The organism is Bradyrhizobium sp. USDA 4451 (genome assembly GCF_054822585.1).
This window is the reverse complement of the sequence record NZ_JBTRCH010000001.1, coordinates 6,317,587-6,343,849: the sequence shown is the minus strand read 5'-3', so window position 1 is coordinate 6,343,849 and position 26,263 is coordinate 6,317,587. Positions and strand designations below refer to the sequence as shown.

Sequence of the window (26,263 nt, the reverse complement as noted above, 5' to 3'; positions counted from 1 at the left end):
ACCGAAATCGCGGAACCGCGTTCCCTTGCGGGGCTCACCGGCAGGCGATCAATGAAAACCGCAGTCACGTCCGCGGCCATGCTGCTGTTTGCCTCGTCTATGGCGAACGCAGAGAGTGGCCTTGCGTCCTACTATCATGGCATCGGCAAGCGCGACGAGATGACCTGCGCGCATCGCCGGCGGCCGTTCGGCAGCATGATCACGGTGTCCTATCGCGGCAAGTCGATCCAGTGCCGGGTCAACGACCGCGGCCCGTTCATCCGCGGGCGGATTATCGATGTTTCGACCACGGCAGCGCGCGCTCGGCATCTTTCAGCTCGGCGTCGCGCATGTGGTGATCGAGTAGGGCGCAGCGGAGGCTGCACGCTGTCAGGATTTCGGCGCGGTCGCCCGCTGCTCGGCGATCGCCTTGCGGAGCGTGCGCGACAGCGCTTCGACCGAATAGGGTTTCTGGATCAGCTCGAAGCCGCTATGCGCGTTCTCGGCGAGCACGTTGCTGTAGCCGCTAGTCAGCACCACCGGCAGGCCGGGAAAGCGATCGCGGATCACGCCGGCGAGCTCGACGCCGTTCATGCCGGGCATGATCACGTCGGAGAACACGAGGTCGGCGGCGAACTCGTTCTCGGAAAGGATCGAGAGCGCTGCATTGGCGTTGGCCGCGCGCTTGACCGAATAGCCGAGATCCTCGAGCAGTTCGGTGGAGAACTGGCCGACATCGTCATTGTCCTCCACCACCAGGACGCGGTAGCCGCGGCCGATCGAGGTTTGCTCGGTGCCCGCGTTGGCCGCGACCTTGATATCCGCGGGGGGCATCGCCTGCGGCAGATAGATGGTGAAGGTGGCGCCGTGCCCGGGCGTCGAGGTGACCTCGATGTCGCCATCGGATTGCTTGACGAAGCCGAACGCCTGGCTCAACCCGAGGCCCGTTCCCTTGCCGACCTCCTTGGTGGTGAAGAACGGCTCGAAGATCGCGTCGAGATGCTCCGGCGAGATGCCGGTGCCGGTATCCTGGATCGAGACCGTGACGAAATCGCCGCTGCGCGAGGCCTGGGCCCGCAAAGCGGGGATGTGCCTGACCTTTCTCACGCCGATCGTCAGCTGGCCTTCGCCGTTCATGGCGTCGCGGGCGTTGACCGCAAGGTTGATCATCGCGGTCTCGAACTGGCCGATGTCGGCGATCGCGAAACAGCCGGGATCCTCGATTCTGACCTCGATATGAATCCGCGCACCGACCAGCGGGCGGATCAGCTGCACCACGCTGTCGACCTGCGTTCCGACATTGAACACTTCGGGATTGAGCGGTTGTCTGCGCGCGAACGCCAACAGCTGCGCGGTGAGCTTTGAGGCCCGCTCCACGGTCTCGGAGATCGCGTCGATGTAGCGGCGGCGCCGTTCGTCCGGCAGCTCGCGGCGGCGCAGGAAGTCGGTCGCCGAGCGGATGATGGTGAGCAGATTGTTGAAATCGTGCGCCACGCCGCCGGTAAGCTGGCCGACCGCTTCCATCTTCTGCGATTGCCGCAACGCTTCCTCGCCGCGTCGCCGCTCGGTGATGTCGACGGCCTCCGGCACCGCGCCGACGATCGTGCCGTGCTGGTCCTGCAGCGGCCGCATCGCGAAATCGAAATAGCGCTCGCCGATCGGCAGCTGCAACTGCAGCTCGATCTTGACCTCTTCGCCGCGCATCGCGGTCGCGAACGCATACTGGATCACGCCCGGCATGCCGTCGGTCGCAGTGAACCAGGGCGTGTCCCAGAACGGCTTGCCGACGACGTCGCCGGCCTCGGCGCGGATGCCGGCCAGCGCGGTCTGGTTGGTGTAGAGCAGGTCGCCATCGTGGTTGAGCAGCATCTGATATTGATGGCTGGTTTCCAGGATGGCGCGGGTCTGCGCTTCGCGGGATTCGAGCTGCGCGGTGCGCTCCAGGATGCGGCGCTCCAGCGACTCGTTCAGCTTGCGCAGCTCGATCTCGGCTTCCTTGGCGGCCGTGATGTCGTGGGCGACGCCGATGAAGCCGATATGCTTGCCGTTCGGATCCCAGCGCGGCTGCGATTCCGAACGCAGCCAGCGCCAGTCGCCGGTGGCGTTGCGATAGCGCGCCTCGAGCACGAACGGCTTGAGCGAGAGCTCGCCGGTGATCTGCTCCTGCAGGATATTGGGCAGATCATCCGGATGCAGCGCCTTGCGCCAGTCGAACACGACCGCTTCCTCGAACGGCAGGCCAAGGAAATCGAGATAGGCCTGGTTGGCGAACGAGCGGGTGCGGTCGAGCTTGGTCACCCAGATCGGTACCGGCGCGCTGTCGGCGATCAGGCGGAAGCGCTCCTCGCTCTCGCGCAGGGTTTCCTGCGCCAGCATCTGGTCGGTGACGTCGAGATCGGCGCCGACCAGCCGCAGCGCGCGGCCGCTGCGGTCGCGCTCGATCTTGGCGACGACGCGGATCCAGCGGCTCTCGCCGTCGTTCGGGCGGATGATGCGGTATTCGGCCGTGTAGTCCTCGCCGCCTTCCTTGAGCACATCGAACAGATGCTTGATGGTGCGCTCGCGGTCGTCGGGGTGGATGCGCGCGACCCAGTTCTCGTAGGTCTCGTTGACCTCCTCGGGCGGCAGCCCGTGCACCAGCAGATATTCGGGAGAGCGGCGGTTGCGCACGCCGTCGCGGAAATCGATCTCGAGCCCGCCGACCCGGGCGATGCGCTGGATCCGCGCCAGCTCGGCCTCGCGCTCCTGCAACTCGCGATGGGCGCGATCGCGTTCGCGTGCGATCTCCTCAAGGTGCTGCCGCAGCCGTTCGGCTGCCGCAGCTTCGGGAAGCACATCAGAGCGATCGGGAGGGGTCATACGCGCCGGCAACCTCTAGGCGCACTTTCACACAGGACGAGGCGGCTTTGCCAGTGTGATTTGTCGCATCACCTGCTCTTCACTTGCCCGTCACTTGCTTTTGGGCGGACGGCAATTATAGGCCCGGCGGAACCCGGCGGCCTGCGCATCCTCCTCGGAGCAGAACCAGCGATCCGGATTGCCGAGGCCGGGGTAACTGCGGCACGCCTGCAAATGATAGATGCCGACATTGCCGGTGACGCGGGCGCGCACGGCATACTTGCCCTTGATGTTGCAGCTTGCCGGCATCGGCAGGTCGTCGGGGAAGAGCGCATCGCGGATCTGCGTGGCGCGGTCGGCCGGGCAGGCGTTGCCGAGCAGGGTGCCATCCTTCTTGGCGGCGCGGAAATCCCGCGGCGCCACGAAGCAGCCCTTCCACAGCCCGGCACGATTGTCCCTGGCGGTGGCCTCATCCGGCTTGAATCGGCCAGTGGCCGACCCCTCGAGATTGAGCGCGTAGCCCTTCTGCACCAGCACCTGGCTGAGGCTGGTCGGGTCGCCCTCGAGCTTGCAGACGCCGAGCCGGCGCTTCTTGAACGTCGGATCGACGCCGATGTCGTCGCAGTGAATCGGCTTGCCGCCGATCAGCCTGGTCAGCTGGTCGCGCGCTTCGATCCCGCAGGTCCAGACGTCGGCGTGCTCATCGATGCAGAGCTGATCGACCGCCGGCGTGTCGATGCCGTCGAGCCGGTAGGTCGTGTTGCCGAGCTGGATGGTGCCGGCGTCCTTGACGACCGCTGGCACCGCCGGGGCGGCGGCCATCGCCGGCAGGCCGGGGATTGCAGAAAGGCATGTCAGGAGAAGCGTCGTGACGACCGGATTTCGAAACCGCATCTTGCTCACTTCAGGTCTTTGGCGGGCAGCCGGACCTTCTAGCACAGGCCGGTACGATCCAACCAAGGACTGTTCGCACAGAGGGGGCGTGCGCGCCGTCACATCCCGATCGGCATTCCGCGACGTAGAACGGCCGGACATCGCGATTGGAGAGATGCGGGCATGGCCGACTTCATCATCAACGTCGTCGTCGAGGTCGTCGCCGACATCTGGACCCTGCAATGGATCGCGCGCTGGCGGCGGAAGAGAAAGGCGGCGCAGGAGACTGCGTCCGATCAAAGATCCGATTGACTCGATGAGAACAAAATAGGAACATGATGCGCGATTTGAATCCCGGATACCTGATGATGTCTGCACGGCCCGAATCTGACGACGATGACGGGCTGGAAGCGGCTGTCGATCAGGCGATTTCCGCATGTGGCGGGAATCTGCGCGCGACCATTCGGGCGCTGATCGTGGCCAATGAATTCCTGGAGAACGAGGTCAGCGAGCTGATGAAGGCCGTCGCGAAGGCCCATTCCCGCGGCCGCTTCAAGACCTACACGGGCTGAACTACCCCTCCAACTACCGTCAAGGACTGGCCGAACACCGGCCTGGCGCAAGGCAGGGTGTGCATTCAACCGTTGCCTCCGGGGCAATTTGCTGTACCAACGGAGTGGCCCGTGCCGGATTGCGCGGGGAGGAATCCTGCCAAAAGCCCAAATCCGAAGAAGCCCAGTCCAAGAAGCCCAAGAAGAGCATGTTCAAACGAATCCTGATCGCCAACCGCGGCGAGATCGCCTGCCGGGTCATCAAGACTGCGCGCCGTATGGGGATTGAGACGGTCGCCGTCTACTCCGAGGCCGACCGCGACGCGCTGCATGTCGAGATGGCCGACGAGGCCGTGCTGATCGGCCCGCCCGCTGCGGCCGAGAGTTATCTTCTGATCGACAAGATCGTCGAGGCCTGCCGCAAGACCGGCGCTGAGGCCGTGCACCCCGGCTACGGCTTCCTGTCCGAGCGCGAGGCGTTTCCGCGGGCGCTGGAGGCTGCCGGCATCGTCTTCATCGGCCCGAACCCCGGCGCCATCGCCGCGATGGGCGACAAGATCGAATCCAAGAAGGCGGCTGCGAAGGCCAAGGTCTCGACCGTGCCCGGCCATCTCGGCGTCATCGAGGACGACAAGCACGCGGTCCAGATCGCCGACGAGATCGGTTACCCCGTGATGATCAAGGCTTCCGCCGGCGGCGGCGGCAAGGGCATGCGTATCGCGCATTCCAAGGCGGAGGTCGCCGAGGGCTTCAACCTCGCCAAGGCCGAAGCGAAGTCGTCGTTCGGCGACGACCGCGTCTTCGTCGAGAAATTCATCGTCGATCCCCGGCACATCGAGATCCAGGTGCTCGGCGACAAGCATGGCAATGTGATCTATCTCGGCGAGCGCGAGTGCTCGATCCAGCGCCGCAACCAGAAGGTCATCGAGGAGGCGCCGTCACCGCTGCTCGACGAGACCACCCGCCGCAAGATGGGCGAGCAGGCGGTCGCGCTGGCCAAGGCGGTGAACTACGATTCGGCCGGCACCGTGGAATTGGTCGCTGGCCAGGACAAGAGCTTCTACTTCCTGGAGATGAACACCCGCCTGCAGGTCGAGCATCCCGTCACCGAATTGATCACCGGCATCGACCTCGTCGAGCAGATGATCCGCGTCGCGGCCGGCGAGAAGCTCGCGATCGCGCAGAAGGACGTCACCTTGACCGGCTGGGCGGTGGAATCCCGCGTCTATGCCGAGGACCCGTTCCGGAACTTCCTGCCGTCGATCGGGCGTCTGGTGAAGTATCGGCCGCCGGCCGAAGCCAGCCATGACGGCATCACCATCCGCAACGACACCGGCGTGCAGGAAGGCGGCGAGATCTCGATCCATTACGATCCGATGATCGCCAAGCTCGTCACCCACGCGCCGTCGCGCGCGGCGGCGATCGAGGCGCAGGCGACCGCGCTCGACGCCTTCTATGTCGACGGCATCAGGCACAACATTCCGTTCCTGTCGGCGCTGATGAACCATCCGCGCTGGCGCGAGGGCCGGCTCTCGACCGGATTCATCGCGGAGGAATTCCCGAAGGGATTTTCCGCGCGCGCGCCCGAGGGCGAGATCGCGCGGCGCCTTGCGGCGGTCGGCGCTGCCATCGATCATGTGCTGGGCGAACGCAAGCGGCAGATTTCCGGCCAGATGGGCGGCCGCGTGGTGCTGCGCGAACGCCGCCGCGCGGTGTGGCTCGATCGCGCGGAGATCGCGCTTGACGTCGCGCGCGAAGCCGACGCCATCGCAGTGCGCTTCATCGGCACCGACGGGCTGCCCGGCAATCCGCATAACCTGGTGTCGAGCTGGGTGCCGGGCGAGCCGGTCTGGCAGGGCACCATCGACGGCAATTTCGTCGCCGTGCAGGTGCGGGCGATCAACAACGGCTTCCGCCTCGCGCATCAGGGTTTTGAGGTGCCGGTCTATATCTTCACCGAGACCGAGGCGACCTCGGCGCAGCTGATGCCGGTGGTTTCGGCCGCCGACACCGGCAAGAAATTGCTGTGCCCGATGCCCGGCCTCGTGGTGTCGATCGCGGTGACCGAAGGGCAGGAGGTCAAGGCCGGCGAGACCTTGGCGGTCGTGGAAGCCATGAAGATGCAGAACGTGCTGCGCGCCGAGCGCGACGGCACGGTCAAGAAGATCCACGCCGCCGCCGGCGCCACGCTCGCGGTCGATGCGCTGATCCTGGAGTTCGCTTAGAGCCGTCATTGCGAGCGAAGCGAAGCAATCCATATCTCCTCAAGCCGTGGATTGCTTCGTCGCTTCGCTCCTCGCAATGACGCGGATGGAGACAACACCATGGCCTTCCGCAAACGCCGCGAAGCACTGCGATCGATCCTCAACGGATCAAGCTGCATCCGGCCGGGCTCGGTCTATGACGCAATCTCGATCCGGATCGCGGAGGATCTCGGCTTCGAGCTCGGCATGTTCGGCGGCTCGGTGGCCTCGCTCGCGGTGCTCGGCGATCCCGACATTGCGCTGATCACGCTGACCGAATTCGCCGAGCAGATCCGCCGCATGTCGCGGGCATCGACCCTGCCGGTGCTGGTCGATGCCGACCATGGCTACGGCAATGCGCTCAATGTCCGCCGCACCGTCCAGGAGGTGGAAGCCGCCGGCGCCGCCGGCCTCACCATTGAGGACACGCTGCTGCCGCAGGCGTTCGGCCAGGCCAAGACGCAGCTGATCTCGCTGGAGGAGGGCGTCGGCAAGATGAGGGCCGCGCTCGACGGTCGCAGCGATCCGTCGCTCGTGATCCTCGGCCGCACCGGCGCCGTCTCGATCACTGATCTCGACGATGCGATCGCACGCGCGAAGGCCTATGAGGCGGTCGGGGTCGATGGGCTGTTCTTCACCGGCATCAAATCGCGCGGCGAGCTGGAGGCGCTGTCGGCCGCGACGACGCTGCCGATCGTGCTCGGCGGCGCGCCGGAGGAGATGACCGCGCCGGATTATCTGGCGAGCCAGCGCGTCAGGATCGCGTTGCAGGGCCACGCGCCGTTCGCGGCCGCGACGCAGGCGGTCCACGAGACGCTGAAGGCGCTGCGCGACGGCACCTCGCCGAAGAACCTGAAGGGCATCGCGTCGTCCGAACTGACCGGCCGCCTGATGCGCGAGGCGGAGACCAAGGCGCGCAGCGGCGAATTCCTCGGCTTGAAGACATGAGCGGCGTGATCCGCCACGTCACGATCACCGGCCGCGTCCAGGGCGTCGGTTATCGTGCCTGGGTTCACGAACACGCCGGTGCACGCGGCCTCGAAGGCTGGGTCCGCAATCGTCGCGACGGCAGCGTCGAGGCGGTGTTTTCCGGCACCGAAGATATCGTTGCCGACATGATCAAGGCGTGCGGCCGCGGACCGATCTCGGCGCGCGTCGACCGCGTGCAGGCCGATGACGGCACATCAGACCTTTTGAACCTGCGCGGGGCGGGCGAGCGGTTCGCGTTCCTGCCGACGGTGTGACGCGCGGCCTACGCCGCCGAGATCACCAGCGCCTGAATCTTTCCGTTGAGCGGGCCGTTGCCGAAGCGGCGCGTCAGCGCCTCTGCCACGCGCTCTGTGGCAGCCTCGAGACTCGGTTGACCCTGCGCCTCGATCTCGCCGCGCATCGGCGTGCCCTGGCAGTAGGCGATGGCCACGTCCAGCGGCGAGGCGGCGGGACTCCGTTGGCTGACCAGCTCGATGACGATGTCGCGGAAGCCGGCAGCGGTCAGGTCGGCGCGAATGCGCGCGGGATCGTGATAGCCGTGCGGCGTCCGTGCCATGAATTGCGGCGGGTTGCCTGGAAATACCTGAAACATCGTCTGCTGCATCACGTCGGCGAAATCGTTCTCCGCAATCTTGTCCCAGACGCTGAAGAAGTAACGGCCGCCGGGCCTGATCACGCGCCGTGCCTCGGCGTAACCCTTGACGCGGTCGGGAAAGAACATCGCGCCGAACTGGCAGGTGACGATGTCGAAGCTCGCATCGCCAAACGGCAGCCGACAATGCGTCGGCCTGCTGCCACCTGATGTTCGTCTTATCAGCGAGATGCGTCTTCGCCTGCGCCAGCATCGGCTCGTTGAGATCGGTCGCGGTGATTTGGGTATCGGGCATTTCCGTCGCCAGCACGGTGGTGACGGCGCCGGTGCCCGCCGCGACCTCCAGCAGGTCGCGCGGCCGGTGGCCCTTGATGCGCTGCGCGAGGTCGCGGGCATAGGGCGCAAAGATCATCGGCACCATGAGCCGGTCGTAGAGCTGCGGGACCGACCCCGCGAACACCTTGTCGGAAAGTGGAGCCGTCATATGCATTTCCTCGAAAAGCGGACGGCCATCGTGGCCGTCACGGGCAGAAGCCGCCTCCGAAGTATGAACCAGCGATCCGTACGCGCCAACGGCTCGAATCGCGTCCAGCCGCGTTCCGGAGGGCCGGCCGCAGCTCTTGACTTTTACTCCGAATGGTCTGATATTTCTGTCATGACAGAAATAACCGCCAAGAAAAAACTCCCCGCCGTCGTCGAGCGCTTCATCCTGCATTGGGGCGACATGGGCGACGAATGGGGCGTCAACCGCTCGGTCAGCCAGATCCACGGACTGCTTTATCTGGCCGAGGCGCCGATGACGGCGGAGGACATTGCCGACACGCTTGGCATGGCGCGCTCCAACGTCTCCAACTCGATCAAGGAATTGTTGTCCTGGGGACTGATCCGCCGGGTGCCGATCCTCGGCGACCGCCGCGACCATTTCGAGGCCGAGACCGACATCTGGGAGGTCGCGGCCAGGATCGCGGCCGGGCGCAAGGAGCGCGAGATCGATCCCGCGCTGGCGGCGCTGCGCGCCTGCGTCTCCGACGCGGCGGACGACCCGGCGATCTCGCCGCTCGCCAGCAAGCGGCTGAAGGAGATGCTGACTTTCACCGAGCTGGTCGACCGCTGGTACACGCAGATGCTGAACGTGCCGCGGCCGCGCCTGGTCGCACTGATCAAGCTCGGCGAGAAGATCGTGAGTTTCCTGCCCACCGGCAGAGCCAAATAGGGACGGCGGCGTAACGGGAGTGTGCGATGGCGTCAGCAAGGATATCCACCTTAAAGACCGCGCCGGCTTCCGATACCAAACTGCTCGACGATCATCGCTTCCGCGCATTGCTGTCGGACAAGGATTGGAGCCGCCTGCCGGTCGCTATCTGGCGCCGCTTCTCGAAGCGGTTCGAGGACGGCAACACCGTCGTCTATGTCGGCGAGGTCGAGGAGGCCTCAACTAGCCGCGCCGGCTGGTGGCTGGCCCAGGCCGCGCGGCTGATCGGCGGGCCGCTTCCGACCGGCAGCGAGACCGGCGTGCCGATGATCGTCACGGTGACCGAGGATGCCGCAAGCGGCGGCCAGGTCTGGACCCGGATCTGCGCGCGCCGCGACGGCTTCCCGCAGGTGATCCATTCCGCCAAGCGCTTTGCCGGGCCGACCGGGCTCGAGGAATATGTCGGCTTCGGCGTCAGCATGGCGCTGGCGATTGCGGTCGAGCACGAGGCGCTGGTGTTCCGCAGCGTCGGCTATTCGCTGCAACTCGGTCCATTTCGTCTGCCGCTGCCCGCTTGGCTCACGCCCGGCGATCTCACCGTGACCCATTCCGATCTCGGCTGCGGCGACTTCCGCTTCACGCTGGAGATCATCCACCCGCGTTTCGGCCGGCTGCTCCGTCAGTCGGCCGTGTTCAGGGAGGCTTCGTCATGACACCGCTGCTTTGGACCCTGGTCGCCATCCAGATCGCGATGGGCGCGTTCGACACCTTCTATCACCACGAGTTCACCGAGCGGCTCGCGTGGCGTCCGTCGCAGCGCCATGAGCTGCAATTGCACAGCGTGCGCAACATGCTCTATGCGCTGCTGTTCCTGGTGCTCGGCTGGCTCGAGGTGCACGGCGTCTTCGCGATCGCGATCATGGCCGTGCTCGTTGTCGAGATCGTCATCACGCTGATGGATTTCGTCGAGGAGGATCTGAGCCGAAAGCTGCCGCCGAGCGAGCGGGTCAATCATACGCTGCTGGCGATCAACTACGGCGCCATCCTCGTGCTGCTTTTGCCGGTGCTGATCGGCTGGGCGATGCTGCCGACGGCCATCGTGCCGGCCTATGCGGGTGTCTTGAGTGTTTTCGCGACCGCCGCGGCGTTCGGCGCCGCGATGTTCGGCGCGCGCGACTTTGCTGCGGCGAGGCGCCTCGGACGAATGGCCAGCGTGCCGGCTGCGACGCTGGTCGAGACATTGCCGGCGCGGCAGACCGTGCTGGTCACCGGTGCGACCGGCTTCATCGGCAGCCGCCTGGTCGCAAGCCTCACCGCATCGGGCCATCAGGTGATCGCGCTGATCCGCAATCCCGCAAAGGCCGAGATGCTACCGCCGCCGGTGACGCTGATCACGCGCCTCGACCAGTTGCCGGCCAACACAGCGATCGACGCCATCGTCAATCTCGCGGGCGAGCCGATCGGCAACGGCCTGTGGAGCGAGGCCAAGCGCTGCAGGATCATCGCCTCGCGGATCGACATGACGGCCGACGTCGTCAAGCTGATCGCGCGGCTCGAGCACAAGCCGTCGGTGCTGGTAAGCGGCTCCGCGATCGGCTGGTACGGGCTCTGGCAGGACCAGGTGCTGACGGAGTCGGCGAAATCCCACGCCTGCTTCAGTCACGAGCTGTGCGAGGCCTGGGAGAATGCCGCGAAGCCTGCCGCCGAGCACGGCCTGCGCGTGGCGTATCTGCGGACCGGTCTCGTGATCGGCACCGATGGCGGCTTCATCACGCGGATGCTGACGCCGTTCGAATTCGGTCTCGGCGGGCCGCTCGGCTCCGGCAAGCAGTGGATGTCGTGGATCGAGCGCGACGATCTGGTGCGCTTGATCGCGCATGTGATCGCGAAGCCCGAGCTCTCGGGGCCGATCAACGCGACCGCGCCGATCCCGGTGACCAACACCAAATTCACCGAAGAGCTGGGGCGCCGCCTGCACCGGCCCGCGATCTTCCGCGTTCCAGCTGCGCTGCTCCGCACCGTGGGCGGCGATTTCGCCAACGAACTCTTGCTCGGTGGCCAGCGCGTGCTGCCGAACAAGGCGCTGAGCAACGGCTTTGTGTTCCGGCACGAAACCTTGCGCAGCGCATTCGAGGCAATCCTGTAGAGGAGGGCACGATGTCCAGCACCTGTTCGCGCGCTATCGGGGGTTGGTTGGCGGGCTGTGGCGCCGCGACTGCGGTGATCTCCGCCGTTGGCCAGACCTTTCTGATGCTGGCGTCCCACGGCGATTTTGCCCGGCTGCTCTACGGCATCGTCGTGTTGCTGCTTCCGTCGGCCGTGGTCTTCGTCATCACCTGTCTGCTCACCGCAATTCCCGCGGCGATGGTCGTCTGGTTCACTGAGGAGTTCCAGATCCGGGCCGCCGGCTTCTTCGCTTGCGCCGGCGCTGCGATCGGCGCGTTGAGCATCACCGTGCTGGTCCGCTCGCCGGCCGTCTGGACGTCGGGGCTTGTTTGTCTGTTCGTCGCGGCCGGATGTGTCGCCGGCCTGACCTACTGGTTCGTCATGGGCGAACTGGCAGCCCGCGAGGAATAGATGTGACCCATGCGGATGCTCACGCTACGCCGCAGACGCCACGCTGCGGAACGTCGCAGCCAGCGTCCGCAATGCCGCAAGCTTGGCGGGATCGCTGACCTTCGAATACAGCATCACCTTCGACGCGCCGAGCCGCGGCAGCTTATGCGCGGGTCCGATGTCGATCAGGCCCGGCGGCGCGATGCGGCGGACGAGGGGCGCGACGGCAAGGCCGGCGAGCGCGGCAGCCACCACCGCGGTGACGCCGCCGCCGATGAAGCTTTCGGTCCACGCGATATCAGCCTTGTCGAGCGCGCGCACGGCCAGGGCGCGCACCCCGCAAGGCGGTGCGAGGGTCGCGAGCGGCAAGGCATCGCCACGCGGCCAGACGAAACGCCTGGCGGCGAACCAGCCGAATTCGTCTTCCGTCAGTTTCTCGCCGCCACGCCGGCTGCCTTCCTGGCGCACGATCACGGCGTCAAGCTCGCCGGCATCGTAGGCATCGAGCATCGCGCGCGAGAAGCCGATCGTCACCGCGAGCGCAAGCTGCGAGGCCATCGCGTGCAGCCGCTCCAGCAGCGGCACCAACTCGGGACCTGCGGCATGGTCGCTGATCCCGAGCGTGAGCTGTTGCCGCGCCGGCCTCTCGCCGGACAGTGCGCGGTCGTGCACCTCGATCAGCGCGCGGGCGTGGTGCAGGAATGCCGCGCCATCGGCGGTCAGTCGCACCGCGCGCGGCGAGCGCTCGACCAGCCGCTTGCCGAGCACGGTTTCCAGCCGCTGCAATTTCATGCTGATCGCGGCCTGCGTGGTGCCGAGCGCCTCAGCGGCGCGGGTGAAGCCTTGCAGCTCGGCGACCAGGAGGAACGCCTGCACGGTGTCGATGTCGAGCGAGGTGGTCATGATCATAAATCGTTATCATTGCTATCAGGATAGATAAGATACCAAGATGATGCGGGAAGGTCTAGCTAAAGGAGGCGCGAATGACCCGCGCTAACCGAATTCGAGGAGATCCGATCATGCCGCTCATCACCGTCACCTATGCGACCTCGCGCCCGTCGCCGTCGCTGAAGTCCGATATCGCCGCCGCCGTGTCGGAGCTGACCGCAAAGATCCTGCACAAGGATCCCCAGGTCACCGCCATCATCGTCAAGGCCGCCGACGCCGCCGACTGGTTCGCCGGCGGCAAGTCGCTCGCCGAGCAGGGGCTCGCGAGCTACTGGCTCGACATCCACGTCAGCGAAGGCACCAACACCAAGGACGAGAAGGCGGCCTATCTCGCCGCGCTGTTCAAGCGGATGGGCGAGCTGCTCGGGCCGTTGCACACCGAGAGCTATGCCCATGTCGATGAGGTGAAGGGCGATGCCTACGGCTTCGGCGGCCTGACCCAGGAGCGCCGCTACATCGCCGGCAAGCTCGAGGTGGCGCCGCAGAAGGCGGCGTGAGGTCCTAGGACGTCGCTTCCGGCAGCCGCGCTGCGGTGTCGCCGAACACCTCGGCAAATGCCTGCCGGAGCGCGATGTCGAGATCCGCCATCGTGACCGGCAGCCCGAGATCGAGCAGCGAGGTGACGCCGTAGCGCGGATCGACCACGCCGCAGGGCACGATCGTCTGGAAGTGCGACAGCTCGGGCTCGACATTGATCGCGATGCCGTGGAACGAGACCCAGCGGCGCAGCCGGACGCCGATCGCGGCGATCTTGTCTTCGAAGCCGGGCCCCTTGTCCGGGCGTTTCACCCAGACCCCGACGCGGTCCTCGCGGCGCTCGCCGCGGACGTTGAAGGCGGCCAGCGTGCGGATGATCCATTCCTCCAGCGAGGCGACATAGGCGCGGACATCCGGCCGGCGCTGTTTGAGATCGAGCATCACATAGCCGACGCGCTGCCCCGGGCCGTGATAGGTGACCTGGCCGCCGCGGCCGCTCTGGAAGATCGGAAAGCGCGGATCGAGCAGATCGTCGGCCTTGCCGCTGGTGCCGGAGGTATAGAGCGGCGGGTGCTCGAGCAGCCACACCAGCTCAGGCGCCGATCCGTCGGCGATCGCCGCCACCCGTGCGTCCATCGCGGCGAGCGAATCGAGGTAGGGCACCGGACGGTCCGCAATCCGCCATTCGACCGCTGCGCCGCGCGAAGCGCGGGCAAAGGTCGTCAGATCGAGGCTTTGGCGGTCGTTAACCATTAGCTAACCCTAACGTGGTCAGGTGAACCCACAATTTAGTTCCCGTTCGGCGGTTCAGAAGTGCCCACGCTCGATAAAGTCAGCGTCGATCTCATGGTGGTCCTCGGGACCACCACCATGCCGATTCACCAGGTCATGCGGCTGTCCCGCGGTGCCATCATCGAACTGGATGCCACCGAGGCCGACGAGGTCAAGATCCTCGCCAACAACCTGCCGGTGGCCAGTGGCGTCGTCCTGGTCGATCGCAACCGGATCGCGGTCGAGGTCAAGCAGATGCTGCCGAAATCTCCCGGTATCCGCGGTTAATTCGCGCATTAATCGCCTTGTCCCTGCATGCATGATTTGTTACATGGCCCCGTCGATGCGGCGGCGCCCTAGGGTTCCATCCGGCATCCCAGCGCTCGTGGCGGAATTGGTAGACGCGCTGCCTTGAGGTGGCAGTGGGTAACACCGTGGGGGTTCGAGTCCCTCCGAGCGCACCAATCTCATAAGACATTGATATCAAATGAGATTTCGGGGATGTCAATCCTCGCGCCGACTGGTGGAAGCCGGCATTGTCTCACGCAAGCCTGCCACTTCTGATTCATCCGTTGTTCGCGACGCTCGCGCCGTCTTTTGAACCGAGTCGGGCCGGGAAAGGCCGCGATTTGCTCGCTGATCAGCATCGCGCGTGATAGCCCTTGCGCCAACCGACTCCCCCTGAACAAGGCCAAGTCCGACGATGCTGTCTCTTCCCAAGACCAAGATCCGCGTCCTGCTGCTTGAAGGCGTCAACGATTCCGCAGTCCGGATGTTCGAAGCCAACGGCTATACCGAGCTGCAACGCCTGCCCAAGGCGCTGGGACCTGCCGAGCTCAAGCGGGCGCTGTCGGGCATTCATATGCTGGGAATCCGCTCGCGGACGCAATTGACCGCGGAGGTCCTGGAGGCGGCGGACCGGCTCTTGGTGGTCGGCTGCTTCTCGGTCGGCACCAACCAGGTCGATCTCGACGCCGCGCGGCGTCTTGGCATTCCGGTCTTCAACGCTCCTTACTCCAATACACGCAGCGTGGCCGAGCTGACCATCGCCGAGATCGTGATGCTGTTTCGCCGGATCTTTCCGCGCTCGATCTCCGCGCATGCCGGCGGGTGGGACAAGTCCGCCGAGGGCAGCCGCGAGGTGCGCGGCAAGACGCTTGGCATCGTCGGCTACGGCAACATCGGTTCGCAGCTGTCGAATCTCGCGGAAGCCATGGGCATGCGCGTGATCTATTTCGATCAGACCGACAAATTGCGTCACGGCAACACCGAGCCGGTCGAGACGCTCGATGAACTGCTCGCAGCGAGCGATGTCGTTTCGCTGCATGTGCCGGAGACGCCGACCACGGCCAACATGATCGGCGCGGCCCAGATCAGGCTGATGAAGCCGGAGGCCTATCTGATCAACAATTCGCGCGGCACCGTGGTCGATCTCGATGCGCTGGCGAGCGCGCTGCGCGAGGGCAGGCTGGCGGGTGCTGCGGCCGACGTGTTTCCGGTCGAGCCGACGTCGAACCAGGATCGTTTCGTCTCGCCGCTGCAAGGCCTGCCCAACGTGATCCTGACGCCGCATGTCGGCGGCTCGACCGAAGAGGCGCAGGATCGGATCGGCAGCGAGGTCGCGCGCAAGCTGATCGACCATTCCGACGTCGGCTCGACCTTCGGCGCGGTGAACTTTCCGCAGGTGCAGTTGCCGGCACGGCCGACCGGCACGCGCTTCATCCATGTCCACCGCAACGTTCCCGGCGTGATGCGGCAGGTCAACGACGCGGTGTCGCGGCACGGCATCAACATCCTGGCGCAATACCTGCAGACCGATGTGGAAGTCGGCTACGTCGTGCTCGAGACCGACGTGGTCGGCGGCGAGGGCGAGGACTTGCTGGCCGAGCTGAAGGCCATTCACGGCACGATCCGCGTGCGGGTGCTGTACGAGCAGAACCGGCCACAAGCCTAGCGAAAGCGAGGGCGCGAAACGCGCTGTCCTGGGGCCGGCAGGCTCCGGGCAGCACGCCGCCGCATTAAGGTTAGTGCGATGTAATCGCAACGTGTCGTTGAATTTCGTCTATTTGTTGCCGGGCTGGTACGAAGTCAAATTCTGTACGCGAAGACCAAGGCTGTAGCTGCAAGACCGGTGCTACTCCCTGACGTGCGCGAGAGCACCGTTGCGTTGCCGTCCGCCAATGGATGGCGTCACCACCAGGAAACTGACGCGCGCGAGCAGCCATGCTGGTCACGCAACATCGTCGCTCGCACATTCGAAGGGAGACCGCTCATGGAGCTTGTGACCAATCCGGCAACGGATCTGATCGAGTCGCTGGCGTCGAAAGTGTCCGGTCGCAACCGGGCCAGGAAATATCAGGAATTCATCGATCTGCTGCAGCCGCGCAGCACGGACACCATCATCGATATCGGCGTCACCGATACCGATTACTGGTCGACCGACAATTATCTGGCCAAGCACTATCCCTATCCGGGACAGATCACGGCCCTGACGCCCGAGAAGATGGAGCACTTCAGCAAGAACCATCCGCAGATCAAGATCGTCAATGGCGACGGCTGCGATTTGCAGTTTGCCGACGGCAGCTTCGATATCGGCTACTCGAACGCCGTGATCGAACATGTCGGCAGCCGCGAGCGGCAGATCCAATTCGTTCGCGAGATGCGGCGCGTGTCGAAGCGCGGCTATCTGACGACGCCGAACCGGCTGTTCCCGATCGAGGTCCACACCCGCCTGCCGCTGCTGCACCTCATGCTGTCCAAGCAGCAGTTCGATCGCTGCCTGGAATTCATCGGCAAGGGCTGGGCGGCGGGCGACTACATGAATCTGCTGTCGCGCAGCGAGCTGGAAGCCGTGCTGCAGGCTGCGGGCGTCGCCAACTATCGGATCAGGTCGATGAGCCTGCTCGGCCTGCCGCTCACTTATACCGTGACGTGGATCAACTGAGCGCGGCGCGGCGCTGGTGATCCTGCTCTGCATCGCCAAGAGCGTGGCCAGCCAAGTCAGCTCAATCGGGCACGCGCTTGTTGGCCGCCGAGGCTTCGGCGCGCGGGGTGCGCCTGGCGACATGGACCGAGGCATTGCTCGCAGCCGGTGGTGCGACGCGCAACGGCGCGCCGTGGGCTCTGCCGCGGACCGGAGCGGGGAGCTGATGTGCGGCCTGCCTCGGATGCGTCGTCTGGCGCGCGGAGATCGCCTGCGCGCGGGGCGCGCCGACGCCGGGGACAGTTGCCGCGCGCTGCGTGAGGCGGCGACTGCCGGCCGAGCGGGCCGCGAGCAGCGTCAGATCCAGCGCCTCGGGAACGCGAAACACATTGGCCGCCGGGATCGGCAAGGTCGAGACGGCGGCGAGCTGCGAGAGCTGCGGTTGCGGCCAGGCCGTACGGACGGGCACACCGAGGCGCGCGTGCTGGGCGTGATCGAGGATGTCGGCATCGCGCCAGTCCATGCCGGCAAACACGGGCGCAGGCAGCGTCCGCGTCGCGGTGAAGATGAAGTTCGGAATCTTCGGCCAGCGCGTGGTCGCCACCGTCTCGGTCGGAGGGTGCATGAACCACTGCTGCGGCTCGGTCGGCGTCGCCGGGCGCTCCGCCGTCGCCGGCACGACGTGCACGATGCGATAGCCGCGCTCCTTCAACGTATTGAGGATGCGCGGCAGCGCCGCGACGGTGCGCGGCTGGATGTCGTGCAGCAGCAGGATGCCCTTGTGCTTGGCCTCGATGCGCTGGATCGCGAGATCGTAGACCCGTTGCGGCGAGATGTGGCGCCAGTCGTCGGCCGGGAAGTCGGCGCTCCAGACCTGGATGCCCTGCGACGCCAGATAGGCCTCGGGGATCTCGGCGCGCATCAGGCCGGGAATCCGGAAGAATGGCGCGAGCTTGCTCTTGTCGCCGTTGAGGGCTGCGAGCGTCGAGGCGATGCCGTCGTCGACCTCCTGCTTCACCCGCTCGAGCGGCATCTTGTTCATCGTCAGCGGATGGTTCTGGCTGTGCGTGCCGACGGTATGTCCGGCCGCGATCAGCTTGCGCACGCCCTCCGGATTGAACCGGGCCTGGGAGCCGATGGTGAAGAAGGTCGCCTTGACGCATTGGTTGGCGAGGATGGCCAGCACCTGGTTGCTGTATTTCGGCAGCGGGCCGTCGTCGAAGGTCAGCACCACCTCGTGGTCGGCGAGCGGCAGGGTCTCCGGATACTGCATGGTGCCGATCCGCGGATGCTCCTTGGGATCGACGACAAGGGTCCGCGAGGTGCCGAGTGCGTTGGGGTTAGGGCAATCGGCGGCGAGGGCGGCATGCGGCATCGTCAAGCCGCAGCCCAGCAGCGCCGCGCCGATCACGGTCCACGACCGCTTCCGGATCATCACCAGGACGTTTGCAATCATTAAATCCAGGCCGCATTCCAAACGCACTGACGAATCCTTAAGAAGGGCGCCATGAACGCCGCCTTAACAGTCTGTAATCCAGCTTTGGCCCCGGGTTCAATGTGTCCGGTCGGACACGGTTTTCATCGCCGGCGGGACGATGTGGACGACGTGAAAATTATGCTCCTGGAGATACCTCAGGAAGGCCGGCAGCATCTCGGCCGTTCGCATTTGCGGGTCATGCAGCAGGATAATTCCCTTCCGGTGGGCTTCGAGCCGGCCGGTGAGCAGCTTCAATTCTTCCTCGGGCGTCATCTTGACCCAGTCGCTGGCCCAGAAATCCGCCCCGAACACCGCGATACCGCGCTTTTCCAAATGGTCGAGCAACGTCGGAGTCGACTCGAAATAGGGGAACCGGAAGAACGGCGTGCTCGGAACCGTGCTGGCAGTGCCGCGCAAGGCGGCCTGGACCGCTTCGATGCCCCGGTTGATGCTCGCCTCGGCCTGGTCGGTCGGCAGCTTGTTGAGATGCGCATGGTCCCAGGTGTGATAGCCGACGGTGTGGCCAAGGCGCGCGATCTTGCGGACCATGTCGGGGTGCTCGGAGGCGTTGCGGCCGACCATGAAGAAGGTGGCCTGCACGCATTCGGTGCCCAGCGCCGCCAGCACCTTGTCGGTGACGAAAGGCGACGGTCCGTCGTCGAAGGTCAGCACCACCTCGCCATCCCTGAGCGGCAGGGTCTGCGGAAAGCTCTTTAGCCCGACGCGCGGATAAGTCGCAGGATCGACCTCGAGCACACGTGAGGTGCCGAGTGCGTCCTTGCGCGGGCATTCGTTGGCTTGCGCCGCGCCGAACAGTGCGAGCGGCGCGATCGCGACCAACGTCGCCACAATGTTGAGGATCGGTCGTGGTGCGCTCGACATCTTTCTCATTGCACTGTGCCCCGCCGATTAGGTAATCCGGTCCGCATCAATCAGACCAGATTTTCCCCTCCTGTCAAACCGGCGAAACACGGCATGGCCGAGAATTTCGACATTGCCGAGCCCGCCAAGGACCGCCCAAAGGGCGACCCGCTCGCCCGGATGCCGATGCGGGACGAGGAGGGCCAGCTCCGCCCCGAATTCGTCGACGAGATCACCCGGGCGATCCACGCTGCCGACCGGCCGCTGCTGTGCGAGGTGGTCGCGGAACTGCACGAGGCCGATCTCGGCGACCTGATCGCGGCGCTGGAGCCCGACGACCGCGTCACCCTGGTCGAGATCACCGGCACCGATTTCGACTTCTCGGCGCTCAACGAGGTCGACGAGAGCGTCCGTGAGGAGATCCTCGAGGAACTCGAGCCGGAGACCGTCGCCGAGGGCGTCCGCGAGCTCGAATCCGACGACGCCGTCGAGTTGCTGGAGAGCCTCGACGAGGAGGACCAGGAAGAGATCCTGGAGAAGCTGCCGGCGGCCGAGCGCGAGGACATCGAGCGCAGCCTGCTGTATCCGGAGAATTCCGCCGGCCGGCGGATGCAGACCGAGTTCATCGCGGTGTCGCCGGACGAGACCGTCGGGCAGGCGATCGACTACATGCGCGACACGCCCGACCTGCCGGATCGATTCTACGAGATCTATGTGGTCGATGCCGACAGGCATTTGCTCGGCGCCGTGCCGCTCGACGTGCTGCTGCGCACGCGCCGCCCGGTTCCGGTCAAGGACCTGATCGACGAGGACCGTCGCCGGGTCTCCGCGCTGGAGGACCAGGAAGAGGTCGCGCGGATGTTCGGCAAGTACAATCTGGTGGCGGCTCCTGTGGTCGACACCACCGAGCGCCTGGTCGGCGTGATCACCATCGACGACGTCGTCGACGTGATCGAGGAGGAGGCCGACGAGGACCTGAAGGCGCTCGGCGGTGTCACCCATCCCGAAGAATTGTCGGACACGGTCTGGACCATCGCCCGCGGCCGCTTCAACTGGCTCTTGGTCAATCTTGCCACCGCGTTCCTGGCCTCGTCGGTGCTCGGCCTGTTCGAGGGCCAGCTCGAGAAGATGGTGGCGCTCGCGGTGCTGGCGCCGATCGTGGCGAGCCAGGGCGGCAATGCCGCGACCCAGACCATGACGGTCGCGGTCCGCGCGCTCGCCACCCGCGAGCTCGGCGCGTTCAACGCGATGCGCGTAGTGCTGCGCGAGACCATGGTCGGGCTCGTCAACGGCATCGCCTTTGCGGTCATCACCGGCATCGCCGCGGTGGCCTGGTTCAAGATCCCAGGCCTCGGCATCGTGATCGGGCTTGCGATCATCTGCAATCTGGTCGCCGGCGCGCTCGGCGGCATACTGATTCCGATGGTGCTGGAGCGGGTGCGCGCCGACCCGGCGGTCGCCTCCGGTACCTTCGTCACGACCGTCACCGACGTGGTCGGCTTCTTCTCGTTTCTCGGCATCGCCACGCTGTGGTTCGGGCTGAAATAGCTCACCCCCTGCCGGCCGTCTTATCGTTAATCGCGCCTTAACGGGGTTGGCGGATGATGCGCCTATCTTCAAGGGGGCCATCATGCAGCGGTTGCGGCTCAAGGCGGACGGACGGATCGTCGAATTGCGCGACGGGCAGGAAATCCCGCTCGTCCCCGCGCAGCCGGCCGAAGCGGCAATGCAGCCTGCGGCCGCCCAGCCGGCCGTGCGCGATTTGCGCCGCCGCGCCCAGCTCACCCAGCTCGAATTCGCCGCCAAGCTCGGCGTGCCCGTGGAAACCATCCGCAACTGGGAACAGGGCAAGCGCGCCCCGCGCGGTCCCGCCCGCGCGCTGCTCGCGGTGATCGCGCATTCGCCGGAGACGGTGTTCGCCGCGCTGTCGAGCGCGCCGACCGCGGCTTGAAGGGGTAGGGCGCAGTTTGCCGTCATTGCGGCAACCGCCACATTCACCGGTGTCGTCCTGGCGAAAGCCATAACCACCGCGTTTGATGATGAGCGGGACCGCGGCCGCAGCTTCGCGCAACAACTGAGATTTGGGGTAATGGATCCTGGCTTTCGCCAGGACGACGATGAGGACAGTTCTGGATTCAAGATGCCTCACAACGCGGTGTCATCACCCGCGAAAGCGGGTGATCCAGTATTCCAGAGGCGGCTGTGCTTGAGTCGAGAAGCCGCGGCATACTGGATCGCCCGGTCCCGTCTACGCCAAGGCTTCGACGAGGCAAGCAGTCCGTGGCGCGCCGAAGCTTTAGCGGAGGCGGCGAGCCGGGCGATGACAGTTGAGGATGAGGACGCGGCTTCGCATTCTCGCGACATCATCTGTCCGAAGTTTTGCATTTCATTTCGCCGCTCTGAAAGCAGAGGGCGCAGGGAAAGCCGGGTGCCGATCGCACCCATGGGTCCCGCGTAATGAAAAACGCGGGAGGTAGGACCACAGGTGTAACCGGAAACATCCCGGCTTTCCCTGCGCGATGGTTTTACGGCTTATACGTGCTCGCCCCGGTGAGACTGGGCTTTTTTGTCACCGTCCTTCGCGAGAACGCTTGCGCGTTCCGCTAGGAGACACCTGCCGCTAGGGCGTCAGGTCTGCACGACTTCGCCGTCCGCCGCATCGCGCACGTCGCCAGTGCGCAAGCAGCGTCCACCGCATCTCACCGCAACACTCCTGACGATGCGCAGCGCCCCTCGATCGGGTGAGACGGGCGGATTCATACACTGTGTCGGTCTGCGGATAAACCGAAATATTTTTGCTGCGGGGGCTTGACCCGTCGGGCAACTCAGTGATCGGGATTTTTGGCGCGAACCCGCTCGAACATCAATCAGCCGCAGCACGGCTGCCTGGCTGTCGGCACGCAGCAGGATTGCTGCTCCTGCAGCCAGCGGTCGCGCGGCTTGCAGCTCGACGGACGCGCGGAGAGATAGACGCGGACCGCGGTGTCGCCGGCATCCATGCGTTCCGCGCGATAGATCTGCATCGGCCGCACGCCGTCGCTGACTTCGAAGGTCAGCTTGGCTTGCGGATCGAAGCCGACGGCCTGGTCGACCTTGCGGATGATCGCGAGGAATTTCCCGGCAGCCATGTGGCCGCGGTTTTCCTCCTCGATGTCCCAGAGCTGAATGAAGGTCTCGCTCCAGCTCTCGGGATTCGCACCGCAATCGAGCCCTCTGAATGAGCCGGTCTTGACCTCGGTCACGTGGTAGCTGGGGCGGACGTCCCTTCCATCGTAGCTGAAGATCAGCGGCTTCTCCTTGTGCGCCTCGAGGCTGGATAGCAGCGCCGCAGCCGACAGCTCGTCCACCGGGAGCAGGGCGCCGACGATCGATCGGGTGTTGGCAAGCGTGTCCATGGCTGCTATCCTCATTTCAATGATTATTGAATTGTAGGATTGTCGAAATATGGAGGAGCGTCAAGCCCGAACCGCCTTTGCCGCGCTGTCGCAGGAAACGCGGCTGCGGATCGTGCGGTTGCTGGTGCAGGCCGGTCCCGGCGGGATGGCGGCCGGTGCGATCGCCGAGGCGGTCGCGGTATCGCCGTCCAACGTGTCGTTTCATCTGAAGGATCTCGAGCACGCCGGCATGATCGTGCCGCGTCGCGAGGCGCGTTCGATCATCTACTCGGCGGACTTCACCGGCTTGCGGGATCTCATCGCCTTCCTGATGAAGGATTGCTGCGCGGGCCACCCGGAAATCTGCGCGCCGGCGCTCGCCGATGCGCAGTGCAGGCCCTCCACAGCCAAGAAGAAGGCGCGTGCCTGATGCGCGACTTCGACCTGTCACGACGCCTCGCGGCCGAGGGGTTTGGTACCTTGCTCCTGGTCGCGACCGTCGTCGGCTCCGGCATCATGGCCGAGACCTTGACCAAGGACGTGGCGTTGGCGCTGCTCGGCAACACGCTTCCGACCGGCGCCATTCTGGTGGTGCTGATCACGATCTTTGGGCCGATCTCCGGCGCGCACTTCAATCCGGCGGTGACACTGGTGTTCATGCTGAAGGGGGAACTCCGACTGCCGCACGCCGCGCAGTACGTCGCGGCGCAAATGCTCGGAGGAATCCTGGGTACAATGGTTGCGCACGGCATGTTCGGCCTGCCGCTGCTGGAGTTCTCGGTCAAGGCGAGGACAGGCTTTCCGCAGTGGTTTGCGGAATTCGTTGCCGCGTTCGGATTGATCGCTGCGATTCTCGGTGGCCTCCGGTTTCGCGAGGCCGCCATTCCATGGCTGGTCGGGCTTTACATCACGGCCGCTTATTGGTTCACCGCGTCCACGTCCTTTGCCAATCCGGCGGTCGCCATCGCGCGATCGTTCACCGATACGTTTTCCGGCATCAGGGCGCAGGACCTGCCGGGCTTCATCGTGGCCGAGGTTCTGGGCGCCGTGGTTGCGGCGGCATTCATGACCTGGCTGCTGCGCGGCACTGAGACCACAAAGGAAGCGATCCAATGACGATCACGATCTATCACAATCCCGATTGCGGGACGTCGCGCAACACCCTGGCCATGATCCGGCAGAGCGGGGAGGAGCCCGAGATCGTCGAATATCTCAAGACGCCTCCCGCGCGCGACACGCTGGTCGCGCTGATCGCAGCCATGGGCATGACGCCGCGCGCGTTGCTGCGCGAGAAAGGCACGCCCTATGCCGCGCTCGGTCTTGGCAATCCGAAATGGAGCGACGACGAACTGATCGATTTCATGATGGCGCATCCGATCCTGATCAACCGGCCGATCGTGGTCTCGCCAAAGGGCGTGAAGTTATGCCGGCCGTCCGAGGCGGTTCTTGATCTCCTCGCGGTCGCCGACATCGGCCCATTCGTCAAGGAGGACGGAGAGGTGGTTTCGCCGAAGACGACGGGCACGCGCGCTGGATGAGCCGCCGTGCCGATAATATCCTGATCGTCGCGCTCGGCACCACGCAGACCCTTGCCTGGGCCTCGAGCTACTATCTGCCGGCCATCCTCGCGGACCCGATCGCGCGCGACCTCGGCATCTCGACGAACTGGCTGTTCGCCGCGTTCTCGATGGCGCTGGTGATCTCAGGATTGCTCGGTCCGCGCGTCGGCCGCCAGATCGACCGCATGGGCGGGCGCGAAGTGCTGTGCGCGTCCAATCTCATTCTGGCGTCCGGCCTGATCCTGCTCGGGCTCGCGCAGGGCGGCGTCCTGATGGCGGTGAGCTGGCTGTTGCTCGGCGTCGGCATGGGCCTTGGCCTGTATGATGCGGCCTTCGCGGCGCTCGGGCGCATCTACGGCGACGCCGCCCGCCGCTCCATCACCGGCATCACCTTGATCGCGGGCTTTGCCAGCACGATCGGCTGGCCGCTCAGCGCGTGGGGACTGTCAACCATCGGATGGCGCTGGACCTGCTTCGGCTGGGCGGCGGCGCACATTCTGATCTGCCTGCCGCTGAATGGCTTTCTGATCCCCAGATTGAGGCGAGAGCATCGGCTCGCGGCGGACACGCCGAAGCCGCATATTCCGATCGATCGTGCGATGGTGCTGCTGGCCTTCGCTTTCGCGGCCGCCTGGAGCGTCACATCGGCGATGGCGGTGCACTTGCCGCGCATTCTCGAGTCGCTCGGCGCGACGCAGGCGCAGGCGATCGCGGCAGGCGCGTTGATCGGCCCGGCGCAGGTGGCGGCGCGCATTGTCGAAGCGAGCCTGCTGAAGCGCTTCCATCCGCTGTGGTCAGCACGCCTGGCCTGCATCACGCACCCGTTGGGCGCGTGCGTCATCGGCCTGTTCGGCGGCGGCTTTGCCGGTGTCTTCGCGCTGCTGCACGGCGCAGGGAACGGCATCCTGACGATCGCGCGCGGCACGCTGCCGCTGGCGATCTTCGGTCCAAAGGATTACGGCTACCGCCTGGGGCTGCTCGGCGCGCCGTCGCGGCTGTCGCAGGCGATTGCGCCGCTGGCATTCGGCTTCCTGATTGCACCGCTCGGCGGCTATACGCTTGCGGTCACGTCGGCTTTGAGTTTGGCTGCACTCGTGGCGTTGTTCGCACTCAAGGCCGGGCGGAGCCCTTCGCGGTAGCATCGCCACCCTTCATCCGCCGGACCGTGTCGATGAATGCCTTGATGATGGGTGAGTGGCCGCGGCCGCTGTGGTGGGCGATGCTGTACTGGGTCTTGATCGTGCGGTCGCTGATCTCGAGCGCGCGCAGGTTCGGGTGCGGCACGAATTCGAAGTCCGCGACGACGCTGATGCCGAGCCCGCGCTCGACCGCCTTCCAGACGCCCTCCCGGCTTTCGATCTCGAACACCGGCTCGATCCGGATGCCCTCGGCCTGCATCGTCGCCTCGAAGGCGCGCCGGGTGGTCGAGCCGCGCTCGCGCAGCACGATCGGCTGGTCGGCCAGCTCGCGCAGCCGGACCGACTTGCGCTTGAACCAGGGGTGATCGCGGTTGACGAACACGATCACGCGGTGGGTGCGATAGGGGATCATGGTGACGCGCGGATCTTCCGGCACCTCCGCCAGGATCGCGACGTCGGCCTCGAAGTCGACGATGTGGCGAAAGGTGCGCTCGGAATTGCCGAGCAGGGTCGAGATCTGCACCTCCGGGTGATCGCGCTTGAAGGCGGCGATGATCTCGGTGGCATGGAATGGACCGACGGTTGCAACCCGCAGATGGCCTCTGGTGGCCTTGCCATGCGCGGCCAGCAATTCGTGCGCCTCGTCGCAGAACGTCATGATGCCGCGGGTGATCTCGAACAGCGCGCTGCCTGCCTCGGTGAGCTCGGTGTGCCTGGGCTTGCGGATCAAAAGCTCGACCCCGTAGCTCTCCTCCAGCTCCTTGACCTGGATGGTCAGCGTCGGCTGGCCGACGTTGAGCACACGCGACGCCGCAGTGAAGCCGCCATGGGCGGCGACCGCATGGAAGGCGCGGAGCTGGCTGAATACTATTGACATAATCAATAGAACGCATCCGTAGAATGAATTTGTCAATAGCAAC

General features: G+C 65.5%; 27 protein-coding genes, 1 tRNA gene and 2 pseudogenes. 21 read left to right on the top strand and 9 right to left on the bottom strand.

All coding sequences use genetic code 11. The features are described from left to right. Window positions 1–51: 51 nt before the first annotated feature. Window positions 52–291: pseudogene (locus ACVMB0_RS29455) on the top strand (RlpA-like double-psi beta-barrel domain-containing protein); the annotation flags it as partial. 78 nt (window positions 292–369) lie between these two features. Here the strand turns inward: ACVMB0_RS29455 and ACVMB0_RS29450 are convergent. After that, the gene (locus ACVMB0_RS29450) at window positions 370–2,838 is read right to left on the bottom strand and encodes a PAS domain-containing hybrid sensor histidine kinase/response regulator (RefSeq protein ID WP_461348488.1); all 2,469 of its coding nucleotides are present in this window, start codon (window positions 2,836–2,838) and stop codon (window positions 370–372) included. A gap of 90 nt (window positions 2,839–2,928) precedes the next feature. Beyond that, a complete protein-coding gene (locus ACVMB0_RS29445; protein ID WP_456754282.1) occupies window positions 2,929–3,711 on the bottom strand; it encodes a thermonuclease family protein in 783 nt (260 codons plus the stop codon). Window positions 3,712–3,873: 162 nt separating this feature from the next. Here ACVMB0_RS29445 and ACVMB0_RS29440 point away from each other — a divergent pair, with 162 nt between their 5' ends. The 5 genes from ACVMB0_RS29440 (at window position 3,874) to ACVMB0_RS29420 (ending at window position 7,728) form a co-directional block, all read left to right on the top strand. Continuing rightward, the gene (locus ACVMB0_RS29440; protein ID WP_461348487.1) at window positions 3,874–4,002 is read left to right on the top strand and encodes a hypothetical protein; all 129 of its coding nucleotides are present in this window, start codon (window positions 3,874–3,876) and stop codon (window positions 4,000–4,002) included. Between the two features lie 53 nt (window positions 4,003–4,055). Continuing rightward, a complete protein-coding gene (locus ACVMB0_RS29435) occupies window positions 4,056–4,262 on the top strand; it encodes a hypothetical protein (protein WP_461348486.1) in 207 nt (68 codons plus the stop codon). Window positions 4,263–4,450: 188 nt separating this feature from the next. Then, window positions 4,451–6,466: an acetyl-CoA carboxylase biotin carboxylase subunit gene (locus ACVMB0_RS29430; protein ID WP_461348485.1), complete on the top strand. Its 2,016-nt coding sequence runs from the start codon at window positions 4,451–4,453 to the stop codon at window positions 6,464–6,466. Window positions 6,467–6,565: 99 nt separating this feature from the next. Continuing rightward, complete coding sequence (locus ACVMB0_RS29425; RefSeq protein ID WP_461348484.1) at window positions 6,566–7,432, top strand: isocitrate lyase/PEP mutase family protein; 867 nt, start codon at window positions 6,566–6,568, stop codon at window positions 7,430–7,432. Next, a complete protein-coding gene (locus ACVMB0_RS29420; protein ID WP_461348483.1) occupies window positions 7,429–7,728 on the top strand; it encodes an acylphosphatase in 300 nt (99 codons plus the stop codon). Before ACVMB0_RS29425 ends, ACVMB0_RS29420 begins: the two co-directional genes overlap by 4 nt. An 8-nt stretch (window positions 7,729–7,736) precedes the next feature. On the opposite strand, the pseudogene ACVMB0_RS29415 reads toward ACVMB0_RS29420, so the two are convergent. After that, window positions 7,737–8,550 (bottom strand): annotated as a pseudogene (locus ACVMB0_RS29415) (class I SAM-dependent methyltransferase). Window positions 8,551–8,721: 171 nt separating this feature from the next. On the opposite strand from ACVMB0_RS29415, the gene ACVMB0_RS29410 reads away from it, so the two are divergent. From ACVMB0_RS29410 to ACVMB0_RS29395, 4 genes are read left to right on the top strand one after another with little or no spacing between them, the layout of a single operon-like run. Then, entirely contained in the window at window positions 8,722–9,279 is a 558-nt protein-coding gene (locus ACVMB0_RS29410) for a GbsR/MarR family transcriptional regulator (protein ID WP_092088931.1), read from the top strand. Between the two features lie 26 nt (window positions 9,280–9,305). Continuing rightward, on the top strand, window positions 9,306–9,971 hold the full coding sequence (locus ACVMB0_RS29405) for a DUF4166 domain-containing protein (RefSeq protein ID WP_461348482.1): 666 nt from the start codon (window positions 9,306–9,308) through the stop codon (window positions 9,969–9,971). After that, window positions 9,968–11,404, top strand: coding sequence for a TIGR01777 family oxidoreductase (locus ACVMB0_RS29400; RefSeq protein ID WP_461348481.1), 1,437 nt, complete (start codon window positions 9,968–9,970; stop codon window positions 11,402–11,404). Before ACVMB0_RS29405 ends, ACVMB0_RS29400 begins: the two co-directional genes overlap by 4 nt. An 11-nt stretch (window positions 11,405–11,415) precedes the next feature. Beyond that, window positions 11,416–11,835, top strand: coding sequence for a hypothetical protein (locus ACVMB0_RS29395; protein ID WP_456754290.1), 420 nt, complete (start codon window positions 11,416–11,418; stop codon window positions 11,833–11,835). A gap of 24 nt (window positions 11,836–11,859) precedes the next feature. Here ACVMB0_RS29395 and ACVMB0_RS29390 read toward each other — a convergent pair whose 3' ends face one another. Further along, window positions 11,860–12,717, bottom strand: a complete 858-nt coding sequence (locus ACVMB0_RS29390; RefSeq protein WP_461348480.1) for a LysR family transcriptional regulator — start codon at window positions 12,715–12,717, stop codon at window positions 11,860–11,862. A 116-nt stretch (window positions 12,718–12,833) separates the two neighbouring features. Between ACVMB0_RS29390 and ACVMB0_RS29385 the strand changes: the two genes are divergently transcribed. After that, a complete protein-coding gene (locus ACVMB0_RS29385) occupies window positions 12,834–13,259 on the top strand; it encodes a tautomerase family protein (protein WP_461348479.1) in 426 nt (141 codons plus the stop codon). Between the two features lie 4 nt (window positions 13,260–13,263). On the opposite strand, the gene lipB is transcribed toward ACVMB0_RS29385, so the two are convergent. Beyond that, window positions 13,264–13,992 (bottom strand): lipoyl(octanoyl) transferase LipB, encoded by a 729-nt coding sequence (gene lipB, locus ACVMB0_RS29380; RefSeq protein WP_461348478.1) that lies wholly within the window; start codon window positions 13,990–13,992, stop codon window positions 13,264–13,266. Window positions 13,993–14,052: 60 nt separating this feature from the next. On the opposite strand from lipB, the gene ACVMB0_RS29375 reads away from it, so the two are divergent. From ACVMB0_RS29375 to ACVMB0_RS29360, 4 genes are all read left to right on the top strand, one after another. Further along, entirely contained in the window at window positions 14,053–14,298 is a 246-nt protein-coding gene (locus ACVMB0_RS29375) for a FliM/FliN family flagellar motor switch protein (RefSeq protein WP_456754293.1), read from the top strand. A gap of 91 nt (window positions 14,299–14,389) precedes the next feature. Next, window positions 14,390–14,474, top strand: a tRNA-Leu gene (locus ACVMB0_RS29370). A 239-nt stretch (window positions 14,475–14,713) separates the two neighbouring features. After that, the gene (serA, locus tag ACVMB0_RS29365; protein ID WP_461348477.1) at window positions 14,714–15,964 is read left to right on the top strand and encodes a phosphoglycerate dehydrogenase; all 1,251 of its coding nucleotides are present in this window, start codon (window positions 14,714–14,716) and stop codon (window positions 15,962–15,964) included. Between the two features lie 318 nt (window positions 15,965–16,282). Continuing rightward, window positions 16,283–16,954, top strand: a complete 672-nt coding sequence (locus ACVMB0_RS29360) for a class I SAM-dependent methyltransferase (RefSeq protein ID WP_461348476.1) — start codon at window positions 16,283–16,285, stop codon at window positions 16,952–16,954. 61 nt (window positions 16,955–17,015) lie between these two features. Here the strand turns inward: ACVMB0_RS29360 and ACVMB0_RS29355 are convergent, their stop codons facing one another. Beyond that, window positions 17,016–18,389, bottom strand: coding sequence for a polysaccharide deacetylase family protein (locus tag ACVMB0_RS29355; RefSeq protein WP_461348475.1), 1,374 nt, complete (start codon window positions 18,387–18,389; stop codon window positions 17,016–17,018). Between the two features lie 96 nt (window positions 18,390–18,485). Further along, window positions 18,486–19,301, bottom strand: a complete 816-nt coding sequence (locus ACVMB0_RS29350) for a polysaccharide deacetylase family protein (RefSeq protein ID WP_456754297.1) — start codon at window positions 19,299–19,301, stop codon at window positions 18,486–18,488. Between the two features lie 84 nt (window positions 19,302–19,385). Here ACVMB0_RS29350 and mgtE point away from each other — a divergent pair, with 84 nt between their 5' ends. Together mgtE and ACVMB0_RS29340 are read left to right on the top strand one after the other, a co-directional pair. Beyond that, a complete protein-coding gene (mgtE, locus tag ACVMB0_RS29345) occupies window positions 19,386–20,819 on the top strand; it encodes a magnesium transporter (RefSeq protein WP_461348474.1) in 1,434 nt (477 codons plus the stop codon). A gap of 82 nt (window positions 20,820–20,901) precedes the next feature. After that, window positions 20,902–21,222 carry a helix-turn-helix domain-containing protein gene (locus tag ACVMB0_RS29340; protein WP_456754299.1) on the top strand — a complete coding sequence of 107 codons (321 nt, stop codon included), beginning with the start codon at window positions 20,902–20,904 and terminating at the stop codon, window positions 21,220–21,222. Between the two features lie 916 nt (window positions 21,223–22,138). Here ACVMB0_RS29340 and ACVMB0_RS29335 read toward each other — a convergent pair. Further along, on the bottom strand, window positions 22,139–22,666 hold the full coding sequence (locus tag ACVMB0_RS29335; RefSeq protein WP_461348473.1) for a DUF6428 family protein: 528 nt from the start codon (window positions 22,664–22,666) through the stop codon (window positions 22,139–22,141). A 49-nt stretch (window positions 22,667–22,715) separates the two neighbouring features. On the opposite strand from ACVMB0_RS29335, the gene ACVMB0_RS29330 reads away from it, so the two are divergent. The 4 genes from ACVMB0_RS29330 to ACVMB0_RS29315 are packed head-to-tail and all read left to right on the top strand — an operon-like array spanning window position 22,716 to window position 25,343. Further along, window positions 22,716–23,075 (top strand): ArsR/SmtB family transcription factor, encoded by a 360-nt coding sequence (locus ACVMB0_RS29330; RefSeq protein WP_456754301.1) that lies wholly within the window; start codon window positions 22,716–22,718, stop codon window positions 23,073–23,075. Then, a complete protein-coding gene (locus ACVMB0_RS29325; RefSeq protein WP_461348472.1) occupies window positions 23,075–23,761 on the top strand; it encodes an aquaporin in 687 nt (228 codons plus the stop codon). Before ACVMB0_RS29330 ends, ACVMB0_RS29325 begins: the two co-directional genes overlap by 1 nt. Continuing rightward, the gene (gene arsC / locus ACVMB0_RS29320; RefSeq protein ID WP_461348471.1) at window positions 23,758–24,183 is read left to right on the top strand and encodes an arsenate reductase (glutaredoxin); all 426 of its coding nucleotides are present in this window, start codon (window positions 23,758–23,760) and stop codon (window positions 24,181–24,183) included. The genes ACVMB0_RS29325 and arsC overlap by 4 nt, the downstream gene beginning before the upstream one ends. Beyond that, window positions 24,180–25,343: an MFS transporter gene (locus ACVMB0_RS29315; protein ID WP_461348470.1), complete on the top strand. Its 1,164-nt coding sequence runs from the start codon at window positions 24,180–24,182 to the stop codon at window positions 25,341–25,343. The genes arsC and ACVMB0_RS29315 overlap by 4 nt, the downstream gene beginning before the upstream one ends. On the opposite strand, the gene ACVMB0_RS29310 is transcribed toward ACVMB0_RS29315, so the two are convergent. Further along, window positions 25,315–26,220, bottom strand: a complete 906-nt coding sequence (locus ACVMB0_RS29310) for a LysR substrate-binding domain-containing protein (protein ID WP_461348469.1) — start codon at window positions 26,218–26,220, stop codon at window positions 25,315–25,317. The genes ACVMB0_RS29315 and ACVMB0_RS29310 overlap by 29 nt on opposite strands. Window positions 26,221–26,263 lie beyond the last annotated feature (43 nt).

Coding starts and splice junctions, on each gene's coding strand:
- ACVMB0_RS29350 (WP_456754297.1), bottom strand. CDS start 19,301: ATGAGAAAGATGTCGAGCGCACCACGACCGATCCTCAACATTGTGGCG.
- mgtE (WP_461348474.1), top strand. CDS start 19,386: ATGGCCGAGAATTTCGACATTGCCGAGCCCGCCAAGGACCGCCCAAAG.
- ACVMB0_RS29315 (WP_461348470.1), top strand. CDS start 24,180: ATGAGCCGCCGTGCCGATAATATCCTGATCGTCGCGCTCGGCACCACG.
- arsC (WP_461348471.1), top strand. CDS start 23,758: ATGACGATCACGATCTATCACAATCCCGATTGCGGGACGTCGCGCAAC.
- ACVMB0_RS29395 (WP_456754290.1), top strand. CDS start 11,416: ATGTCCAGCACCTGTTCGCGCGCTATCGGGGGTTGGTTGGCGGGCTGT.
- ACVMB0_RS29405 (WP_461348482.1), top strand. CDS start 9,306: ATGGCGTCAGCAAGGATATCCACCTTAAAGACCGCGCCGGCTTCCGAT.
- ACVMB0_RS29355 (WP_461348475.1), bottom strand. CDS start 18,389: ATGATTGCAAACGTCCTGGTGATGATCCGGAAGCGGTCGTGGACCGTG.
- ACVMB0_RS29335 (WP_461348473.1), bottom strand. CDS start 22,666: ATGGACACGCTTGCCAACACCCGATCGATCGTCGGCGCCCTGCTCCCG.
- lipB (WP_461348478.1), bottom strand. CDS start 13,992: ATGGTTAACGACCGCCAAAGCCTCGATCTGACGACCTTTGCCCGCGCT.
- ACVMB0_RS29330 (WP_456754301.1), top strand. CDS start 22,716: ATGGAGGAGCGTCAAGCCCGAACCGCCTTTGCCGCGCTGTCGCAGGAA.
- ACVMB0_RS29450 (WP_461348488.1), bottom strand. CDS start 2,838: ATGACCCCTCCCGATCGCTCTGATGTGCTTCCCGAAGCTGCGGCAGCC.
- ACVMB0_RS29440 (WP_461348487.1), top strand. CDS start 3,874: ATGGCCGACTTCATCATCAACGTCGTCGTCGAGGTCGTCGCCGACATC.
- serA (WP_461348477.1), top strand. CDS start 14,714: ATGCTGTCTCTTCCCAAGACCAAGATCCGCGTCCTGCTGCTTGAAGGC.
- ACVMB0_RS29310 (WP_461348469.1), bottom strand. CDS start 26,220: ATGTCAATAGTATTCAGCCAGCTCCGCGCCTTCCATGCGGTCGCCGCC.
- ACVMB0_RS29430 (WP_461348485.1), top strand. CDS start 4,451: ATGTTCAAACGAATCCTGATCGCCAACCGCGGCGAGATCGCCTGCCGG.
- ACVMB0_RS29425 (WP_461348484.1), top strand. CDS start 6,566: ATGGCCTTCCGCAAACGCCGCGAAGCACTGCGATCGATCCTCAACGGA.
- ACVMB0_RS29400 (WP_461348481.1), top strand. CDS start 9,968: ATGACACCGCTGCTTTGGACCCTGGTCGCCATCCAGATCGCGATGGGC.
- ACVMB0_RS29390 (WP_461348480.1), bottom strand. CDS start 12,717: ATGACCACCTCGCTCGACATCGACACCGTGCAGGCGTTCCTCCTGGTC.
- ACVMB0_RS29410 (WP_092088931.1), top strand. CDS start 8,722: ATGACAGAAATAACCGCCAAGAAAAAACTCCCCGCCGTCGTCGAGCGC.
- ACVMB0_RS29360 (WP_461348476.1), top strand. CDS start 16,283: ATGGAGCTTGTGACCAATCCGGCAACGGATCTGATCGAGTCGCTGGCG.
- ACVMB0_RS29325 (WP_461348472.1), top strand. CDS start 23,075: ATGCGCGACTTCGACCTGTCACGACGCCTCGCGGCCGAGGGGTTTGGT.
- ACVMB0_RS29340 (WP_456754299.1), top strand. CDS start 20,902: ATGCAGCGGTTGCGGCTCAAGGCGGACGGACGGATCGTCGAATTGCGC.
- ACVMB0_RS29385 (WP_461348479.1), top strand. CDS start 12,834: ATGCCGCTCATCACCGTCACCTATGCGACCTCGCGCCCGTCGCCGTCG.
- ACVMB0_RS29445 (WP_456754282.1), bottom strand. CDS start 3,711: ATGCGGTTTCGAAATCCGGTCGTCACGACGCTTCTCCTGACATGCCTT.
- ACVMB0_RS29435 (WP_461348486.1), top strand. CDS start 4,056: ATGATGTCTGCACGGCCCGAATCTGACGACGATGACGGGCTGGAAGCG.
- ACVMB0_RS29420 (WP_461348483.1), top strand. CDS start 7,429: ATGAGCGGCGTGATCCGCCACGTCACGATCACCGGCCGCGTCCAGGGC.